Source organism: Pannonibacter sp. SL95 (assembly GCF_026672425.1).
Classification (GTDB): domain Bacteria; phylum Pseudomonadota; class Alphaproteobacteria; order Rhizobiales; family Stappiaceae; genus Pannonibacter.
The window spans coordinates 859,984-878,460 of sequence record NZ_JAPPRC010000004.1; the positions used below are offsets into that span (position 1 = coordinate 859,984).

General features: G+C 64.0%; 21 protein-coding genes. 4 read left to right on the forward strand and 17 right to left on the reverse strand.

Translation table 11 applies throughout. The features are described from left to right. Positions 1–507 precede the first annotated feature (507 nt). Both OVA12_RS14640 and OVA12_RS14645 read left to right on the forward strand, forming a co-directional pair. On the forward strand, positions 508–1,056 hold the full coding sequence (locus OVA12_RS14640; RefSeq protein ID WP_268138546.1) for a carboxymuconolactone decarboxylase family protein: 549 nt from the start codon (positions 508–510) through the stop codon (positions 1,054–1,056). 36 nt (positions 1,057–1,092) lie between these two features. Next, complete coding sequence (locus OVA12_RS14645) at positions 1,093–1,596, forward strand: YHS domain-containing (seleno)protein (RefSeq protein ID WP_268138548.1); 504 nt, start codon at positions 1,093–1,095, stop codon at positions 1,594–1,596. 527 nt (positions 1,597–2,123) lie between these two features. Here OVA12_RS14645 and OVA12_RS14650 read toward each other — a convergent pair. The 6 genes from OVA12_RS14650 to OVA12_RS14675 all read right to left on the reverse strand — a co-directional run bounded on the left by OVA12_RS14650 (position 2,124) and on the right by OVA12_RS14675 (position 6,026). Then, the gene (locus OVA12_RS14650) at positions 2,124–3,038 is read right to left on the reverse strand and encodes a pyridoxamine 5'-phosphate oxidase family protein (protein ID WP_268138550.1); all 915 of its coding nucleotides are present in this window, start codon (positions 3,036–3,038) and stop codon (positions 2,124–2,126) included. Beyond that, positions 3,035–3,673 (reverse strand): glutathione S-transferase family protein, encoded by a 639-nt coding sequence (locus tag OVA12_RS14655; RefSeq protein WP_268138552.1) that lies wholly within the window; start codon positions 3,671–3,673, stop codon positions 3,035–3,037. The genes OVA12_RS14650 and OVA12_RS14655 overlap by 4 nt, the downstream gene beginning before the upstream one ends. 3 nt (positions 3,674–3,676) lie before the next feature. Beyond that, a complete protein-coding gene (locus OVA12_RS14660; RefSeq protein ID WP_268138554.1) occupies positions 3,677–3,871 on the reverse strand; it encodes a hypothetical protein in 195 nt (64 codons plus the stop codon). Then, positions 3,864–4,484, reverse strand: coding sequence for a pyridoxamine 5'-phosphate oxidase family protein (locus OVA12_RS14665; RefSeq protein ID WP_268138556.1), 621 nt, complete (start codon positions 4,482–4,484; stop codon positions 3,864–3,866). The genes OVA12_RS14660 and OVA12_RS14665 overlap by 8 nt, the downstream gene beginning before the upstream one ends. 27 nt (positions 4,485–4,511) lie before the next feature. After that, the gene (locus tag OVA12_RS14670; protein ID WP_268138558.1) at positions 4,512–4,976 is read right to left on the reverse strand and encodes a nuclear transport factor 2 family protein; all 465 of its coding nucleotides are present in this window, start codon (positions 4,974–4,976) and stop codon (positions 4,512–4,514) included. A 90-nt stretch (positions 4,977–5,066) separates the two neighbouring features. Then, a complete protein-coding gene (locus tag OVA12_RS14675) occupies positions 5,067–6,026 on the reverse strand; it encodes an MBL fold metallo-hydrolase (RefSeq protein ID WP_268138560.1) in 960 nt (319 codons plus the stop codon). A gap of 140 nt (positions 6,027–6,166) precedes the next feature. On the opposite strand from OVA12_RS14675, the gene OVA12_RS14680 reads away from it, so the two are divergent. Further along, positions 6,167–7,093 carry a LysR family transcriptional regulator gene (locus OVA12_RS14680; RefSeq protein WP_268138562.1) on the forward strand — a complete coding sequence of 309 codons (927 nt, stop codon included), beginning with the start codon at positions 6,167–6,169 and terminating at the stop codon, positions 7,091–7,093. A 230-nt stretch (positions 7,094–7,323) separates the two neighbouring features. Here the strand turns inward: OVA12_RS14680 and OVA12_RS14685 are convergent, their stop codons facing one another. Continuing rightward, positions 7,324–8,193: a LysR substrate-binding domain-containing protein gene (locus OVA12_RS14685; RefSeq protein ID WP_326493915.1), complete on the reverse strand. Its 870-nt coding sequence runs from the start codon at positions 8,191–8,193 to the stop codon at positions 7,324–7,326. A 93-nt stretch (positions 8,194–8,286) separates the two neighbouring features. Here OVA12_RS14685 and OVA12_RS14690 point away from each other — a divergent pair, with 93 nt between their 5' ends. Beyond that, on the forward strand, positions 8,287–8,694 hold the full coding sequence (locus OVA12_RS14690; RefSeq protein WP_268138566.1) for a tautomerase family protein: 408 nt from the start codon (positions 8,287–8,289) through the stop codon (positions 8,692–8,694). Here the strand turns inward: OVA12_RS14690 and OVA12_RS14695 are convergent. The 10 genes from OVA12_RS14695 to OVA12_RS14740 form a co-directional block, all read right to left on the reverse strand. Beyond that, entirely contained in the window at positions 8,691–9,518 is an 828-nt protein-coding gene (locus OVA12_RS14695; RefSeq protein WP_268138568.1) for a hypothetical protein, read from the reverse strand. The genes OVA12_RS14690 and OVA12_RS14695 overlap by 4 nt on opposite strands. Positions 9,519–10,132: 614 nt before the next feature. Beyond that, the gene (gene wrbA, locus OVA12_RS14700) at positions 10,133–10,735 is read right to left on the reverse strand and encodes an NAD(P)H:quinone oxidoreductase (protein ID WP_268138570.1); all 603 of its coding nucleotides are present in this window, start codon (positions 10,733–10,735) and stop codon (positions 10,133–10,135) included. Positions 10,736–11,110: 375 nt separating this feature from the next. Beyond that, positions 11,111–11,611: a cupin domain-containing protein gene (locus OVA12_RS14705; RefSeq protein WP_268138572.1), complete on the reverse strand. Its 501-nt coding sequence runs from the start codon at positions 11,609–11,611 to the stop codon at positions 11,111–11,113. 15 nt (positions 11,612–11,626) lie between these two features. Beyond that, positions 11,627–12,502, reverse strand: coding sequence for an alpha/beta fold hydrolase (locus OVA12_RS14710; protein WP_268138574.1), 876 nt, complete (start codon positions 12,500–12,502; stop codon positions 11,627–11,629). 92 nt (positions 12,503–12,594) lie between these two features. Then, entirely contained in the window at positions 12,595–13,212 is a 618-nt protein-coding gene (locus tag OVA12_RS14715) for an isochorismatase family protein (RefSeq protein ID WP_268138576.1), read from the reverse strand. A gap of 117 nt (positions 13,213–13,329) precedes the next feature. Continuing rightward, positions 13,330–13,953: a hypothetical protein gene (locus OVA12_RS14720; protein WP_268138578.1), complete on the reverse strand. Its 624-nt coding sequence runs from the start codon at positions 13,951–13,953 to the stop codon at positions 13,330–13,332. 307 nt (positions 13,954–14,260) lie between these two features. Next, a complete protein-coding gene (locus tag OVA12_RS14725) occupies positions 14,261–14,737 on the reverse strand; it encodes a hypothetical protein (protein WP_268138580.1) in 477 nt (158 codons plus the stop codon). Further along, positions 14,734–15,648 (reverse strand): helix-turn-helix domain-containing protein, encoded by a 915-nt coding sequence (locus tag OVA12_RS14730; protein WP_268138582.1) that lies wholly within the window; start codon positions 15,646–15,648, stop codon positions 14,734–14,736. The genes OVA12_RS14725 and OVA12_RS14730 overlap by 4 nt, the downstream gene beginning before the upstream one ends. Further along, positions 15,645–16,646, reverse strand: coding sequence for a helix-turn-helix domain-containing protein (locus OVA12_RS14735; RefSeq protein WP_268138584.1), 1,002 nt, complete (start codon positions 16,644–16,646; stop codon positions 15,645–15,647). The genes OVA12_RS14730 and OVA12_RS14735 overlap by 4 nt, the downstream gene beginning before the upstream one ends. Positions 16,647–16,818: 172 nt before the next feature. Beyond that, positions 16,819–18,471 carry an MFS transporter gene (locus OVA12_RS14740; protein WP_268138586.1) on the reverse strand — a complete coding sequence of 551 codons (1,653 nt, stop codon included), beginning with the start codon at positions 18,469–18,471 and terminating at the stop codon, positions 16,819–16,821. Positions 18,472–18,477 lie beyond the last annotated feature (6 nt).

The window sequence follows — 18,477 nt, forward strand, 5'->3', positions numbered from 1 at the left end:
TGCGCGTGATCCCCGCGTGATCCTCGGCTCCTTTCTTTGACGATGATCGGCCCCCCTTGGCCTCCGGTTTCATCACAGGCGCCATCAGAGCCTGCGGACCTCTGTCACACTTTGCCTAAGGCGTGACGGGCTACACCGGTTCGTTCTGTCAAATGAGGGCGCCATCACGAAGATCGCTTGAGGCTGGACGGCTCCTTTCCACCGGGCAGCTGGCGGGTCGGGTCGCGCCGGCACCCGCGTTGTTGCCGGGGATGGAGCCCGTCGTCGACAGCCGGGAGTTGGCCTAACACGCCTTGATCTCTTGCGTCCGAAACGGGACCGAACCATGGAGCGCTCCCGGCTCGGTGGCTGCATCGCGCTCAAACCGTGCTCCACGCCCCAGAGTTTATTCCGATTCTCGGAATTGTATCTTACAAAATGACAGTATTATGCTTTCTGAGGGAAATTATTAGGTTCTCTGCAGCGGTTCGGGAGTGTCCCTGAGCCGACTTGGAACGGAGAACGCAAATGTCCCGCATTGTTACCCCCGCTACGATTGAAGCCTCGCCTGCCGCTTCCCAGCCGATGCTGGAAGCCGTGAAAAAGCAGTTCGGGCTTGTGCCAAACCTCTTTCGCGTCGTTGGCAATTCGCCTGCCGCGCTTGAGGGCTATCTCGGCCTGAACGGCGCGCTGGCCAAGGGCGCCATCGACGCCAAGACCCGCGAGCGGATCGCTCTCGCGGTCGCTGAGATCAACGGCTGCAACTACTGCCTGTCCGCACACAGCTACATCGGCGCGAACCTTGCCAAGCTCGATGAGGCCGAGATCCTTGCCAACCGTCGCGGTGGGTCGACGGATCCGATGGCTGACGCAGCCGTCCGGTTTGCCGTTGCTGTGACCTCTGCCCGTGGTCAGGTTGCAGCCGCCGATGTTGCGGCCGTCCGCGCCGCTGGTTTCAGCGACGCCCAGATCGTCGAGATCGTGCTTCACGTCGCTCTGAACACCCTGACCAACTACGTCAACAACGTCGCAGAAACGGCCATCGACTTTCCGCAGGCCAAGCCGCTCGCAGCCTGACCTCATCGCCCCGAACAAGCCAGAAGGACATCCGACATGACGACCAGCTTTTCGAATACCGCACGCCGCCTCGCCGCAGCGGTGGCCTTTGCCGCGCTGATGGGATCGGCCCTGCCGGCCCTCGCCTATGACTTGAACTCCCCGGCGGCAATCAACGTGGACGCAAAAGGCGTGATCCTGCGCGGCGTTGATGCCACCACCTATGCGACCGGCGCTGCGCCGGTCGCCGGTTCGCCCGACTATACCGCGAAGGTCGGCGGGGCGACTTACCACTTCGCCTCCGGCGCGTCGCGTGACAAGTTCCTTGCAGCATCGGCCACCTTCGAGCCGGCTTTCGGCGGCTTCTGCGCCACCGGTGCGGCTCTGGGCAAGAAGCTTGACGGCGACCCGGCCATCTTCCGCATGTACGAAGGCAAGCTCTACGTCTTTGTCTCCAAGGATGCGGTTGCCTTGTGGGACAAGGATCCGGCCGGCACGCTGGCCAAGGCCAATGCCAACTGGCCGAACATCAGCAACAAGACCCCTGCTTCGCTGGAGTAAGACCTACTCTCGGTGAGCTTGACCCATCGAGAGTTGTTCAAGGCCGTGCGGCGATCGAGTCTTTTCAAGGCGTGATGCGTCAGCATCTCGGCGCCTTGGTACAAGCCGCAGGTCAGGCCTCTGATCTCGATCATCAACTCCCCGGGCAACCACCTTGCCCGGGGAGTTCTTTTTTCTGCAGCTGTCCGCGCTTGTGGCTGGCGCAGCCCTCATTTCCCATCGGCCGAATGCACCCTTGGCAGATGGCAACATTCCAGCTTCGAACTGTTGCCGCGGGGGGGGGGGGCGTATCCAGCGCCGGACGGGGCTCGCGTCAACGCGCCACGCAGTCCCGGTCAGTCCCTCGTTCCTGACAGAGATCCCCCAAAAGCAAACGACCTGCGCCTTGCCTGTGGCCCCAGTTCAGCGAAGCCACAGGCAAGGCGCAGGTCGTTGTGTGTATGGGAAGCCCTTGCAGCGTTTAGCAATTTCAAGGCGTGAAGCGTCAGCGGTCCGCCGTTGGGCGGCTTGGTCGGGCCGATGGCCCATCAAGACCAGCGCAGGCCGGCCGCGTTTTGCAGCCATTGTCCGCCAGTGACGTCCAGCTCCAGCACCCGGTCAGCGCCCGACGCGGCTGCGGTCTCTGCATCGTTCCAGGTTACGCTGCCCCTCGCGGCCAGCTGCAAAAGGTGGCCATGGGCGAAGTCAACAAACAGCAGGCCCGTGCGGGCATCGAGCGCAAGGTTTCCAAGCGTGTTGAAGAACCCGTTTCCGGCAAAGTCCGGCACCCGCAGCCGGATGCCACCGGGCCCATCCTGCATCTGGACAAAGCCGGGTTCACCGCCGCGATGCGACACGTCGATGCCTCCCGCCCAGTCTGCCTGGCTGAGGCCACTTGTCGTCGCGATGAAGAACGTGTCCGCCTCCGCAATCAGCTTGCGGGCCTGCATGCTCAGGCTGGCGCTTTCGGTGAGGCGTGAAACGGGATCGAGGCCCGCGAGCTGCTCATGCTGCCGGGTCTGGATGTACTTGGGGCAATTGCCGAAGCTTTGCACGACATCGATGGAAAAGCCCATCGGCCCCGCTTCGCCGACCTTGCCATTCATCCGGTTGCGGCGGCGGGTCGAAAGTTCGATCCCAAGGAGCCCGATCGGCGCGCCGGGCGTCAGCGCCGCACGCACAGGGTCGGCTGGATCTGGCAGGGCTGAGAGCTGCATGTGGCGAGGGCTTGTCGTGATGAAGCCCGGCGCTCGGGCCACAAGTGTCGCCCAGGGCTGCCCCGTGGCGTCAGCCAGCGCCGCGATGACAAACGGCAGCTTTTCAAAAAGCTCACGATGCTGATCCGGCATGTGGTCCCGGATCAGCCGGGGGCCGGCGACCGCCATGCGTGCGCGCGTGCCGGCGCGGCCCTGCACCTGGCGCTCGCCCTCGTGAAAGGGCGAGCCATCTGTGTCGGTGTTCACGCCGCAGGCCCTCCAAACTTTGGCGCGCTGCGAACCATCGGGACAAAGCCGTCAAGCGCCTCGATCCGCTCGATCCAGGCGCGCAGCGCCGGGTAAGGGGCCAGCGAGACATGTCCCTCAGGCGCGTGGGCCGTGTAGGAATAGAGCGCAACGTCGGCGATGGTCGGGGACTGACCCACAAAGAAGGGGCCAGCCTCGGCAAGATGCGCGTCCATCGTGCTGAGGACCGCAGCAGCCGTTGCATGGGCGCGGGCCAGATCATGCTTGGCGTCAAACAGCCCGACCAGACGCGCCACGGCCGGGCCGGAGAACAGCGGTCCTGCGGCAACCGACAGCCAGCGCTGCGCCTCGGCAGCCCCTTGCGCATCGGCCGGATACCACCGGCGGCTTGGGTCATACCGCGTGGCCAGATAGACCAGGATCGCGTTGGCATCCGCCAGCACATAGCCGTCATCCTCGATCACCGGCACCTGCCCGAAGCGGTTCATCGCCAGAAAGGCCTCGGACTTCTGGCCGCCGGGTGGCACATCGATGATCTCGACCGGGAGCCGCAGCAAGGACAGCATCAACTCGACCCGGTGGCTGTGGCCGGACAGCCGGAAGCGGTGCAGGCGGATAGGGAAGGACTGGGTCATTGGTCAGATCCTGTCGAGACGATGGCGCAGGGCACGCGAGCGTTGATCATTGTCAGCAATTGCCTCGCGCTCATGCCCCTGGTTGCGCTCGCCCTGATGAACGGGCGCAAACATTTCGCAAGGATAGGCATCGCCGGACGCCGCCATTGCGGCAAGGCATTCGGCATAGAGGGACAGGTTTGAATGGGGCTCAACCATTTTGTGTTCCTTCCTTTTTCAGGAGTTGTGCTTCGAGGTCGGCGATCCGCGTCAGCAGGGGCGCGGTCATGCGCCGAACCTCATCCAGCGTGTAGCGTTCGGTGATGTGCTGCGGACAATTCCAGTCGAAGCCTTCGACCGTGATCATCAGGCCGCGTTCCACCGTCGCGCGGTATCCGGGCACGGCGAGCATGCCCAGCGTCTCCGTATCCTCGGGGTCAACCGCCTGCGCCCGGCCGAACAGCTTCAGTCTTGTCCGGCTCGGATAGTCCATGAAGAACAGCGACACCCGGTCATCAGTCGTGAGGTTTCCGACCGTGATGTACTGGCGATTGCCGCGAAAATCGGCAAAGCCGATCAATTGCGGGCCCAGCACACGGACAAACCCTTGAGGTCCGCCGCGATGCTGGATGTAGGGCCAGCCTGTTTCGCCAACGCTGGCCATGTAGAAGGAATCGCGCGCAGTCAGAAACTGCGCCTCAGCTCCGGTCAGCACGTGGTTGAACGGCTCGGCCACCTGCTCGTTGCGGGCATAGGCCGCGCGGCTGCCCAGACGCTGCTGCACCTGTTTGACGGTTGGCGTAAAGGCAATGTCGGCGAAGCGATGTGTCATGGTAAGCCCTCTCGGCGTGTCGTGTTGCTAGAGCCCGAGCGCGCTGAGACCCGGGTGGTCATCGGGGCGGCGGCCGAGCGGCCAATGGAACTTGCGGTCGGTCTCGGCGATGGCGAGGTCGTTGATGCTGGCATGGCGCACGGCCATCAGCCCCTCGGCATCAAACTCCCAGTTCTCATTGCCGTAGCTGCGGAACCACTGTCCGGCATCGTTGCGCCATTCGTAGGCAAAGCGCACCGCGATCCGGTTGGCGTGAAACGCCCAGACCTCCTTGATCAGGCGATACTCGTGCTCATTCGCCCATTTGCGCGTCAGAAACGCCTCGATTTCCGTCCGGCCACGGGGAAACTCGGCCCGGTTTCGCCACAGGCTGTCGGTGGTATAGGCCAGCGCCACGCGCGCGGGATCGCGGCTGTTCCAGGCATCTTCGGCCAATCGGGCCTTCTGCGCGGCGGTTTCGGCTGTAAAGGGCGGCAAGGGTGGGCGGGACATGAAAATTTCTCCTGGTGAAGCGGCGCCCCCTTTTGGGAGCGCCTGAAGTGGCAACGTCGTTCGGGCCTATATGGCGAGGGCAACTCTGGGTCAGAGGTAGGACCAGTCGGCTGGCAGCCAGCGGGGGACGCCACCTTCGTTGATGATCCGCCCGACGCCGGGGAACGGCATGTGGGTCGCCGCGATCAGAGCCTTCTGCTCGGCAGCTTCGGCAAAGAACCGGGTGCGGGTGGCATCGGCCGCAGCCTTGTCCATCTCGAACACGATCCCGAAGCCGGGGATTGCCGGGTGCGCTGCCGGATGGAACAGCATGTCCGCGACCAGCAACAGGCTCTGGTCGCCATCCTCGATCTTCACGCCAATCTGTCCGGGCGTGTGGCCCGACAGGTCGAACACGGAGACGCCGCGCGAAATCTCCCGGTTACCGTCGATCTGTTGCAGCCGCGGATACAGCGAGACGAGACGTTCCGTGGCGGCGAAGCTGGAATGCGTGATCTGCGGTGCGCGGGCCAGAATGCCGGGGTCGGTAAAGGTCGCCACATCGCGGCGATCGATAAAGACCTCTGCGTTGGGATAGGTGTTGCGCCCGCCGGCAACCATGCCCGCGATGTGATCGACATGCGCATGGCTCAGGATGACGGCATCAATGCTGCTCGCTGGCACGCCCAGGGCTTCCAGCGTGCCCGGCAGATAGCCGGACGTGGGGCTGACCGTTCCGGCCGGCCCGCTGTCCACGAGGATGTAGCGCTCGCCGTCGTTGATCAGATAGGTCGAAAAGCTGGCGCGGATGCCATTCTTGCCGGCGGCAAACACGGCGTCGCCAGCGGCTTTGACATCGGCCGGGCCAGCTCCGGTGAACAGCTCATAGGGAAAGTCGATGTAGCCGTCGGAGATGACCGTCACCTCGAAGTGCCCGATCTGATAACGGGCCACCACGGGCAGGCGCGGCAACGGACCTGCAGACCTTGCGGTGGCGTGCGTGGCAAGGGCAGCTGACAGGGGAAGAGCGGCAAGGGCGGCGCCGAAGCTGCGGCGAGACAGGTTGACCATCGGATGTCCTTTCGGGGTTGCAAAATGCTGGTCTCACTCCGCTGACGGCGGGGCGAGAGCCTTGATCCCGAGTATGGTCTGGTGTTTGATCTGGAAGAATACGCGACATATGGAATTGATTATTCCATTGGGAGAAATGAATGGACCGCTTCCACGAACTTGAGGTGTTCATCGCCGTCAACGATGCGGGCAGTTTTGCGAAGGCAGGTCAGCGCTTGCGCATGTCGCCGCCAGCGGTCACCCGGGCGATCTCGGCGCTCGAGGACCGGCTTGGCGCGCGGCTGTTCCAGCGCACCACGCGGCGCCTGGCCATCACCGATGTCGGCTCGCGCTTTCTCGAAAGCGCCCGCCGTGTTCTGGACGATCTCGCCGCTGCCGAACGCGAGGCCTTGGGCGCAACCACGGCCGCCCGTGGCCATCTCACCATCACGGCGTCGGTCACTTTGGGGCGGGCGTTGCTGGCCCCGGTTGCCCGCGCGTTCCTGACTGAATTTCCCGATGTCACGCTGTCGGTGCTGCTGCTGGACCGGGTCACCAACCTCATCGAGGAGGGGATCGACGCCGCAATCCGCGTCGGGTCCTTGCCGGATTCGACCATGGTTGCGCGCAAGCTCGGGTCGGTACGCCGGATGCTTGTGGCCAGTCCTGACTATCTTGCACGTCACGGCGTGCCGGTTGCCCCGGGTGATCTGGCACAGCATTCCGTCATCGCGTTCACGGGCCTGATGCCCAACCGTGAATGGCGGTTCCTCGACGGGCGCAGCGGCAAGAGCGTGTCGTTCATGCCGCGGTTCGAGATCAACGATGCGGTCACCGCCATCGCGGCCGCCGAAGCCGGTGACGGCATCACGATCGCCTTGTCCTACATGGTCGCCGAGCAGATCCGCCAGGGCCGTCTGGTTCCAGTGCTCGAGGACCTGACGCCGCCGTCGGTTCCGGTGCATCTGGTCTTTCCGCAGAGCCGCCTGCTTGCACCCAAGCTGCGCGCCTTCGTCGACTTCGCAGTCCCGCGGCTGAAGCAGAGCCTCGATGACCTGGGATTGGACCAAGACGAACAGGACGCCTGACCCGGCCCCGCTCAGGACGCCGCTGCGAGCCCACAACCAGTCCGGCAGCTCAGACCAACCAATCCACCGCCAGCAGCCGACCCTTGGAGACCTAGGTCAGCTGAAACGCCCCCAAGACCGGCCAGACATCGAGCAGTGCGTCGACGGCCTCGGGGTCAGGATCGATGGGGTGGGCATCGTCTTTTGCTATGTTGCAGATGGGGCGAAGGTCGGTTTCGAGCCCAATTCGGTCATTCGCGAAGGTCTTGCGTGGCCTCCTTCAGCCAATTGACGAAATCCCTTGTTTTGGGCGCTCCCGGTCGGGCGACTTCCACCGCATAGACGTAGTTGCTGTCAGCCGCACCAAACGGCGCGACCAGCCGGCCGCCGGCGACATCCCCCGCCACCAGATGCCAGGGGGCGATTGCGACACCAAGGTTGTTGAGAACCGCCTCGATCGTCATGTGATAATGATCGAAGATCCGGGTCGTGGCGGATGCATTCCCGACGCCTTTGCCGGTCAGGGAGGCCCATTCGCGCCAGACATCAGGGCGTGTCCGCGTCTCCAGCCGAGGCAGGGCGAGTACGTCCGTCTCGGAGCCCGATGCGAGCGAGGGTGTGACGACCAGCGCCAGTTTCTCCGCAAATAGCCGCGTGCAGGTCTTTGGCAGTTCGGCATCAGGCGGCAAGACCAGAATACGGGCATCGACGTGAACCTGCGACTGCCGGTCATCGGTTGCAAGGCGAACATCATAGCGGGGGTGCCGAGCCGCAAAGTCATGCAGGCGCGGAATAAGCCAGCGCATTGCAAAAGTGCTGAGGCAGGCCACATCCAGGATGCTGCCATCTCCCCGCCCGATGATACGCAGCGCATCCTCGATTTGATCGAAAGCCGCAGTCAGGGCAAAGCCGAAGACCCGGCCTTCTGCGGTAAGCCTCGGGCGGTTGCGCGCGCCCTCGAACAAAGGCGCGCCAATGAAATCCTCGAGATGGCTGACTTGGCGGCTGACTGCACCATGCGTCACGCCCAACTCGTCGGCAGCACGTGAGATTTGGCCATGTCGGGCGGCAGCCTCGAATGCCCGGAGCGCCGCAACAGGCAGCATCTTTCTGCTTTTCATGTGAGCCAGAGTCACAATAAGCGGGCTGGAATGTCAATGGACTGGGCGCAGGATAGGTGAAAAAAGGAGCGAACCAACAGGACGAGGTGAGCCATGCCATTTGTCAGAACAGCCATCCCGAAAGGCACAGATACACTGCACAAGCAGCAGATCGTGCAGGGGATTCATGATGCGCTTGTTGAGAGCATCGGCATGCCAAAGGACGAACTTTTCAACCTCGTCACCCAATACAGTGACGACGAGTTCTTCTACGACCGGGGCTTCAACGGCATTGCCCGGTCCGACAGGCTGATCGTCGTGGAAATCACAATGCGCCGTGGCAGAAGTGACGCCATGAAGCGGGATCTCTACGCTGCCATAACGCGGAACCTCGCGGGGAGCGCGGCGGTATCGCCCAAGGATGTCTTCATTTACTTGCACGAGAACGACTACTCCGACTGGAGCGTCGGCAACGGTGTTTTCGCCATGGCCCTGGCCCAGCAGCGCGGGACAGATGGCTAAGGTGTGTTGACAAAAGGGTTCCCCAAAGAGGCGAGCGTCTCATTCAAGACTGCATTTTCGGGAGCGGTCATGGGTCGCGTAGATTTGCCGGACGCGGAATGGGAGCTGACCGGATCAATCGTCGTACCCGCCTGCCGGAAAGCGCGCAGAGCGGGAAAACCCATCACGCCGGCTGCCATAAACAGAACTAGGGCCACGCAGGTTCGCCACCATGACGCGGGTCCTGACGAGGCTCCGAACCAAATGGCGACGAACAACGCAAGCGTCGGGGCCGAGCGGCTGTCGCCGGTAAGCACTGGATAGAGGCCCAGAAGCGTCGACATGTCGATCGTGCGCAGGAAGTTGTCAGCGAACATGCCCGGGTTCAGGATCACGTGTGCCACGCCCGGCAGACGCGCAAAAATACGGTCAATCAGCCAAGTTTCCCGCGTCAGGATCGATGGATGCGCGGGGTGCGACAGCCACCGGCTGAGTTGCACGACTGCTTCTAGCGACGATCCCTCTGCCGCCGCCGCGAAGGCCGCTGCCGCCTGCGTCGCGTGGGGCGCGAAGATCGGCACATAGTAGGCGCGATGCACCCCCTTCAGCGCGGCGGCCAGCGCCTCGGGATCATGGGCGGAGGCGACGGCAACCTCGGCGCCGATGCTGGCAAGTGCCTCCGCCCGGCGGTCCTGGCGGTGCGCAATCGCGCGGACGGGCCCCCCTCGTCCAGCAGTTGCTTCACCACAGCGCCGCCCGTCTTTCCTGTTGCCCCCGTTACCAGGATCCGCGCCTTGTGCATCTCCCAAATGGCTGCGAACAGGTGGCGTTGAGCCGAAGGTCATCGTGCCGGAGAGGCCGAGCCAGCTTGATCCATTTGCAGATCAGTTATCGGCCTGGCTGAAGACTTTGTGAAAGAAGAGCCGCAAGCAGAAGCGGACGATGAAACAGCGACACTATGATCTTGTCAGCCCCGGCTATGAGGGGGCGTAAATTCGTGTGGCGGCATTTGCGTTGGAATGGCGTGAGGATCCTCAGACGCAATTGCAGATGACGGGGCTGCGGTGCAATTTTTGCGTCTGGCGTTCGCACCAGGCGAAGCCCTCCAGTTAGGCTGGTCAGAGGATTGGGCGATCATCGGCGATGAGCGCACCAAACAGTAGATCGCCGTCACGAGGCACGGCTATTCAAAGCCCTTGAACCGCCCTGGGGTTTGCCGGAGGGCGAGCTGCTTGGGTCCTACGCGGCCACGTCAGTTGGTGGCATCATTCTCAAGCTTCTCGCCCATGCCGACGCAGAGCACCATGCGGGATGTTATGTCTGGCCGTGCAGCCGGCGTGGGACCGGCGGTGCACGACCATCCATCCAGTTGGCATTCAGAGCGATCACGCTCTCGAGCTGTTCTCCGCCGCTCTGGTGCCCGGGCTTGAGTGGCCGGTCCACCTGTGGGCGAGAGCGGTCAGCCTGCGATCAGGCGCGCTGCGGTCTCGGCCACGAGGCGCCCCTGGAACCGGGCCGCATCCAGCTCGTTCTGGGACGGCAGGCGCTGGCCCTGGCCACCTGCAATCGTGGTTGCGCCATAGGGGGCGCCGCCGGTGATCTCGTCGAGCGTCATCTGGCCCGCATAGGAATAGGGTAGGCCGACGATCACCATGCCGAAATGCAGCAGGTTGGTGATGCCGGAGAAGAGGGTTGTCTCCTGTCCACCGTGCTGCGTTGCCGACGACGCCATCACGCTGCCGACCTTGCCGACGAGCTGTCCACGGGCCCAGACGCCGCCAGCCTGATCCCAGAAGTTGGCCATCTGGGAGGACATGCGGCCATAGCGGGTCGGGATGCCGAGAATGATGCCGTCATAGTCTGCCAGTTCGGCGACCGTCGCGATCGGTGCAGCCTGATCCAGCTTGTAGCCGGACTTGCGCGCGATGTCGTCCGGGACCAGCTCCGGCACCCGCTTGACGACGGCTTCACCGCCGACTGCAGCGACACCTTCCGACGCTGCCTGCGCCATCTGTTCCATATGGCCGAAGGCCGAGTGATAGAGGATCAGGATCTTAGCCAATTCAAGTCTCCAGGTTTTGAGGTGGAAAGTAATGGCAACACATCGTGTTGACCACGGGATCTAGGAGCTGAACCGATCAGCGCCTCAACGCGTGCAGGCTGCTTGCCGAGAATGTCCCTGACGCCATCCCCGGCAAGGACATGGGCGACGGCCTGTCGGCAAGCTCGCAACGTGAAGCTGACATCAAGTGCAACCTATCGATGACGCCCAAGTGACCGATCTGGTCGAAGGTGTCGAGGGAGCGGAGTACCGACCCCTGAGACGATTGGATCTCCAGCAGACATCAGTCAAAAAAGCCAAGGTTTGCGCCAGAATTCCTCGAGCTGCCCAACTCAAGCCCATCACCTTGTCAGTACCGGAGCGGCGGCTCGGGGGCTAGTGGCCGGGTGGGGGCAGAAGCTCGACCTGGTGGTCGAGCGCGATCGCCAGCATTCGTGCCTTGTCGGCTTCCGTAGGTGCGGGCGGAGTCGAGGTTCGGTCCGCCGCCTTGACGCCCGCCGCAGCGAAGAAGCGCTCGAGCCCTCCGGGCGTGCAGACGACAATCATGCGCGCCTCGGTCTGCCCGACGTTGCGGAAGCTGTGCGCCACGCTGCGGGCGCCAAACACCAAACCTCCCGGACCTATCCGGTTGGCTTGGCCCGCCACTGTGAACTCCATTTCGCCCGAGAGGACCACGAATGTTTCGTGCTCGCCGTGGTGGATGTGCGGCGGCGAGCCTCGGCCGGCGGGTACGATGAATTCGAAGAGGCTAAAGGCACCGTCGGTCTCTTCGGCACTGAGAAGAGTGGTATAGCGGTCGCCGACCACCCAATAGGCAGGTCGGTCAGCTAGATGGGTGATCAGGGGGACGGGCGGGATCTTGGCTGTGTTGGGCATGGCCGGTCCTTTCGGTCAGATATGGGAGATGATGTCATGCACGGCATTGACGATGGCGGCGGGGCGTTCCTCGGGGATCCAGTGGCCGGTGTCGGCCAGCGTTCCACCCCGCACGTTTGTCGCGATAGCGCGCGCCGCGGTTAGTACGTAGTCGCCCATGGAATGGTCACCACCCCAGGCAATCACCGGGCAGGTTAGCGGCGATGCGGCCAGTTCGGCCCCGAGCCGGGCATTCTCAGGCCAAACGCGGTAGTGCTCGAGGCTGGACCGTAGGCCGCCTGGCTGGGCGAGCCCGGCCGCCCAGATCGGCAGCCCGACCGTTGCTGTATCAGGGTTGCCCGCAAATTGGCGGATGAAATGGTCGAGGTAACGCTCCTCGCGGCCGGTGATCAGCCAGGTCGCCAGGTCCACATTGGCGTGGAACAGAAGGTGCGGGAAGCGCAACAGGAGTTGGTCTGCGTCGGATAGAGGCGCACCGGGGAACGGCGTCTCGAAGAAGGCAACTGCGGCGATGCGGTCGGGCGCGGTGTGGGCGAGTGCCCAGGCTGCAGGACCGCCTAGGTCATGGGCCACTACCACCGTGCGCTCGACCCCAGCGGTGTCGAGAAGGATTAAAAGGTCCTCCGCGAGCGTATCCATCATGTAGCCCGAAACAGGACGCGCGCTGTCGCCGAAGCCGCGTAGGTCGGGCATCAGACAGTAGGCGCGCCCGTCAAGCCGTGCGGCTACGCTGGTCCAGGCTCGGCCCGTCTGCGGCCTGCCGTGCAGGAACAGGACCGCCGGCGCCTCTCGTGGCCCTTGAGTGCGCACGAAAAGGCGCCCTTCGTCCCGATCCGACCAGAAAAATCCTGTGCCCGGATCCGTCCTGCCGAGGGAATCGTCCAGTGCCATGCCCTGTCTCCGTCGCGAAGGTATTGGCCCCGGCGGTAGTGCCAGTCGGCCCTGGCGCAGTGTGCAAAAACTGGGTCTCGCCGGTCCTCGCGTCAGATGGCGGCGCCCTTGGCGACGACGGACGGAGTCACCGGCGGCAGCACATCCGTGAAAAGGAGCTGGATCAGCTGTGATCCGTTTGCGGTGGACCAGTTCTGCGCCATCTCGGCCACCAACGTGTTGGTTGCTGTCAGGATAACTCCCGAAGCCTCCATCCGTCGGCGTGCCATATCTTCCGACAGCTCGAACGGCGACCCTGAAGCGTCCATCACCGCCTGCACCCGGAAGCCTTCCTGCACAGCGTCGATGGCGGGGAAGACCAGGCAGACATCGGTCGTGACGCCTGCCATCACCAGGTTTCTGCGACCAGTGGCCTGCACCGCGTTCCTGAACGCCGGGTCTGTCCAGGCGTTCACCACGCCTGCGCGCTTGACGCGGCTGGCGAAGGCCTCGGGCAGGACCTGTTCCAGTTCGGGCATCAGCGGGCCCTGGATGCGGTCCTCCTGACTCGAGGTCATGACGACCGGAACGCCCATGATCTTGGCGGCCTTAGCCAGCGCCACGGCCATGCGGCCGGCGTGGGCGCTGTCGATGTTCTTGATCAGTTGCATCGTGCCGACCTGATGGTCGATGAGCAGAAATGCAGTGTCGGAAGGGGTAAATGGAGGCATAGGGTCCGCTCCGTCTTTCCGTGATGTCAGGACCCTACAAGCAGCTCTATCGCCTTGGAAAGGCACCGGCGAATCTCGGCGGCAAGGATTCGACATGCCCGCCCGAAAACCGATACGTCAAACAAGACCTAACCCTGGTGGTGGGTGACGCAGAACCTGAAGAAGAGCCGATGCGCCGATTGCTGCCACCTGCAGGCTCGACAGCGCATCCGTCTCATCGAGGCGGGCAGCGGCCGTCATCAGACGCTGTAGCACCGGGTCGCGGAAGGCAAGTCCCGGCACCAGGTTCAGCGCCGTGCAACTTGGCTCATCCGCCAAGGTCTGCGCTAGACGCTCGGCTGTCACGTGCAAGTGGACCACGCTCGCCTGGCCATCCTTCGCGCACCAGCGGCTGGCCATTCCGGGCGGCACCAACACCAGATCACCCCGACGAAAGCCGACACAGCCCCTATGGCGTCCGTCCATCCAGACCTCGATTTCGTGTTGCGCAGAGGAGACCATAAGCAGCACAAGATCGCCTCCACTGTTCGCCTCCACTTCGGGCACGCGACGCATGCGAGCTTGGAACATCGCCCCAAAGCCTAGCTCCGAGCGTATCGCCGGACCATGAACAGGTGGCGCACCGTAAAACGCCGCAGCATCATAAGCCGCCAGGCCCGACTTGGCGTGAAAGACAAGCGGTTGTGAGGGCTCCTTGCCCCGCTTTCCGGCTGATTTTGATTTTCCGAGCTCGTCGCTCATTAGGGCTGCTCCTCCGTGTAACGTTGGGCATGTCCACTCGGACGGTCGTGGCGTCAGCGCCCGAGTGCTGTGCCCACAGCTTGGCGCAATGCCAATGTCATATGCTTTTGCGCGGCAAAGCCGCAGACCTCGGCGAGCGGGTCATCCCCCATTTCAGCATCTCCGTGATCTGGTCCTTCCGGTGCGTCACGACCCGAGCAAGGCAGGCCGCACTTGCGGCGACCTTTAACTCCCGGAGGAAATGCTAGGGCGTAGGCCCGATAGCACCTGCCCTTGCAGGCCAGCGCGACACTTGTGTTGAACAGCATCATAACTGCTGAAATGCCCGCGCTTTGCAGGTCGACTGATAGGAAGGCTTCGAACGCCTGAAGGGCAACTTCCGTCTTTCGCCCAGCCCCGGAGTGTTCAGGCCCACAGCGAGTGGCAGGACCTCAGGGTGGACCTCCCGCCGGATCGCTTTGGCGAAGTCCGCCCGCAGTTCGTGTGCGCAGTGTCTGGAGCCGGGGCGCCGCGAAAACCCAACGAGGTGCCATCCCAGCAGGTAGCCACTGACCAGAGCGAGGTCGCCCGACGCGGCCGAGATGTTCGGTGGTAATTGCGTGCTGAGATCCGAACTGCGCCGGGCATAGATAACTATGGTCTGCGCCTGGCGCGCGAGATGCACTTCGGTCACTTTCTGCGGCCTTTGCTTGTTGGCCGAGGGCAAGCCGGGGAAAAGTTGCTGTGCATCCTGATTGCGAACGGACAGCAGGAATTCTCGGCGCGAACTGGTGGCGTTTGTCATGGCACCTCCACATTCCGCCCCTGCGCGCGCAGCCACCGGGCCGGCGGCAGGCCTGTCGCGCGGCGGAAGGTTTCGGTCATGTGCGACTGGGTTGCAAAGCCGCAGTCGAGCGCGATTTCGGACAACGTGCGGCGGCTGTGCAGAAGCTCGGCCTTGACCCGCGCGACCCGGGCCTGCACGACATAGGCATAGGGGCTGATTCCTGTCTCGGCCCGGAAGGCGCGGGCGAAATGGCTTGCCGACAGGCCCACGCTGGCCGCCATGTCCTCGAGGCAGACCTCGCGTCCAAGGTTCTCCTCGACATAGGCGCGCACCCGCCGCAGCCGCCCCGGTGTCATCGCCCGGCTCGGGCTGCTGACGGGCTGGGCGCTGTGCAGACGGGCCTGCACCTGACCCACGACCATATAGGAAAGGCCCTGCAGCAAAAGGCGCCGGAACGGTACGTCCTGCGCCAGCACCCGGTGGATGGTCTCGAAGCTCCGGATCAGGTCGCGGTCGTCGATGTTTGCCGCCGGGCAGGCACAGTAGGTGCCGTTGCCATTCTGCCACGTGTCCCGGACCGCGCGCGGCACGTGCAGGTGGACCACACCCGCCTGCCCCTGCGCGGCCTGCCACGTCGTTGCGGTACCCGCCGGCAGGAACATCACCGTTCGCGGGCGCAGGCTGCGCACCGGCAGGCCGTCGGACAGCGGTCGGGCAAGGGCCATCATGCCGTCCAGCATGTAGATCATGACGTCGAGGTCGAGCGGCGGCGCAGACACTTCCTGTACGTGCGGTTGCGCGGGCAGCTCGAATACCGTGACCGCATCGTCGAGAACGCTGGCATGGCGGTGCGGAACCGGCGGGGCAGAGCATAGCACATGGTCAAGGCCGGGCAGACCCGACTCGTGGCGGAACGCCGGGACGCTCATGCTTCGCCCTCCGCATCCCGCCCCTGCACCCGCAGCCAGCGCGCGGGTGGCAGTCCCGTCACCCGGCGGAAGGTTTCGGTCATGTGCGACTGGGTGGCGAAGCCGCAGTCGATTGCGATCTCGGCCAAGCTGCGGCGGCTGTTCAGAAGCTGGTCCTTCGCCCGTTTCACCCGCGCCTGCACCACGAAGGCATAGGGACTGATGCCCGTCTCGGCCCGGAAGGCGCGGGCGAAATGGCTCGTGGACAGGCCGACACAGCCCGCCATCTCGTCGAGGCAGACTTCGCTGCCCAGGTTCTCCTCGACATAGGCACGCACCCTGCGCAAGCGCGCGGGCGTCATCGCCTGGCTTGGGTTTCGTGTCGCGAGCACTCCCGACGCGCGAAGGATTGCCGCCGTTGCAGCCAAACCAAGGCCTTGCAGTTCCAGACGGTCGAGCGGTCCGGTGGCCGCACCGAGCCGCTCCATCCGCTCGAACATCGCGTTCGCGCTCGACACGTCCCAGCCGATGCGTGGCTTTAACTGCCGTTCCAGACCGCGCCCCGCCTCGTCGTGCATGGTCTCGCGCAGGGTTGCGCCGATGTGCAGGTGCAGGACCCGCGGCTGGCCGTTGGGCAGATACCAATCGGTGGCAAGCCCTTCCGGGATCGCAATCAGAGAGCTGGCCCGAAGGGTAGCCGCGCGTGGCCGCAGGTCCGGTGCAGGGTCCCGCTCCAGCCGCCGGATCGGGTCAAGTAAGCGGATGATCACGTCCGACCCGACGCCCGGCGCCGCGACGATCTGTGCCAAAGGTTGCGCAGGAACGATCGCCATGCTTAGCCCGTTCCGCAGCAGTTCGACCAACTCGATCGGCCCGACCGGGGCCGAATAGACGGCTGCGTCCAGAGTGGCAATGCCTGATTGCGGGTGATAGACCGCCTGGAACTGGGGAGCAGATGTTCCTCGAATAGCATCCATGGGCCGGATCTCCGTCATCGGGGCAGTAACGGCCACTTCCATCGAGTCACGCTACCACGACGTGGGTCTATCGTCATGCTGTGACACCAACAACGCAGCAGGATCCCGATAGAACGCGGGGAACCTGAACTACCGGGCCGATGGGCGAAGTGCCATCCGAGATCGGTTGTGGCTTGGTCAAGATTCTGCGGCGGATCCTTGCCGTCATCTACAGTCAGACAGCGAAACCTTCGGCCTCCGTTCGGATATTGCGCGCGGCGATGTGGTGATGCACGACGGGCGGGGCCTCGGCCAACGAGTTCAGATGGGCTTGCGCAGCGGCGTCATCGGCGGTGATGCGTGCATGCTGGCGCAGATGATCGGCCCAGGTCATTGCCATGTAGCTTTCGACGTAGAGTCCGGGAGTGGACAGATCCTCCCATATCTGCCAGCCGAAAGCTCCATCGCGTCGGCGCCTATGCGAGAATGCTGTGGCCTCGGCCAGGAATGCTGCGCGCTGCTCGGGCGCGACGTGCCAATTAAGTGTCACCAGCACTGGCCCGGCATCGGGACCGACGTCTTGCGCCGTGTCTGGCTTCGGCCAATGGCCTGCAGGCCTAAGGTCACTCGATCCGCCGGGCCATTCCGCTGTTGTGGCTGCGAGCGCGGCCAGGACTCCGCCCGTAGCGGCGGCTATAAGCGCGGTGGGAATGTCAGTCAGTGCCGCAAGTTGGCCCCAGAGCGCCGAGCCCGCCGCCATAGAGCCGTAAAAGACCATTAGATAGACGGCAAGCCCGCGTGCGCGCACCCAATCGGGTAGGCTGGTCTGTGCTGCAACGCCTAGGCTGGTCAGGACCGTGATCCAGGCCAGTCCAGCCAGCCCCAACAGGCCCAACACCAGGGCTGTCGGAGGCGCAACCGCAAGACCCGCCATGGCCAGAGCTGTAACAAGGCTGCCGATCGAAACCAGTGTCGAGGGTGCGAAGTGTTGCCCTACACGCGGTAGGACCAGCGCCCCGGCCACCGCGCCGGCGCCGACAAAGGTCAGCATCAGCCCGTAGAAGGTCGCGTCCGCCGCCAGCAGGTCCCGCGCGATCAGCGGCAGAAGCGCCCAATAGGCCGAGGCGAAGAGAAAGAAGGCAAGTGCGCGCAACAGGACCCGGTGCAGGGCCGGGGCGCGCAACGCGTATGTCATCCCGGTCCGCATGGCCGGACCGAGCCGTTCGGGCGAAAGCGTGCGTTCCGGAGGGGGGCGCCGCCACCAGACAAATGCAGCGATCGCGACAAGTGTGGAGAGCGCATCCAACAGATATGCAACCGTAACGCCCGCTACGGCCAACACGACGCCTCCCAGCGCGGGGCCGATCGCCCGTGCGACATTGATCCCCATCGAATTCAACGCCACCGCTGCCCGCAGGTCCGTGCGGGGAACAAGTTCCGGGACGATGGCCTGAAACGCCGGCTGCGTCAGCGCCGCCCCCACTCCTGCGGCAAAGGTGAACAGTAGGAGCGCTAGCGGCGTCATCGCCTCTGCGGCGACTACGGCGGCCATGCAAAAGGATACGGCAGCAAGAAACACCTGAACGGCAATCAGCATCCGCCGCCGGTCAAGGATGTCGGCCAGCGCTCCGGCCGGAAGGGCGAAAAGAAGAACTGGCAGCAAAAGTGCCGCCTGCACCAAAGAGACCATGAGTGGTGACGGGGCAAGATCAGTCATCAGCCAGCCTGAGGCCACATCGCGCATCCAGATACCGATGTTCGACACAAGCGACGCGCCCCAGATCACGGCAAAGATGCGGGAGCGAAACGGAGCCCAGGCCGACGGCGCCTTTGGCTTCTCGGGTGCATGTGGTTGCCACACCTTGTCGTCCTCTGCAGCAGCGGTCATCCGATC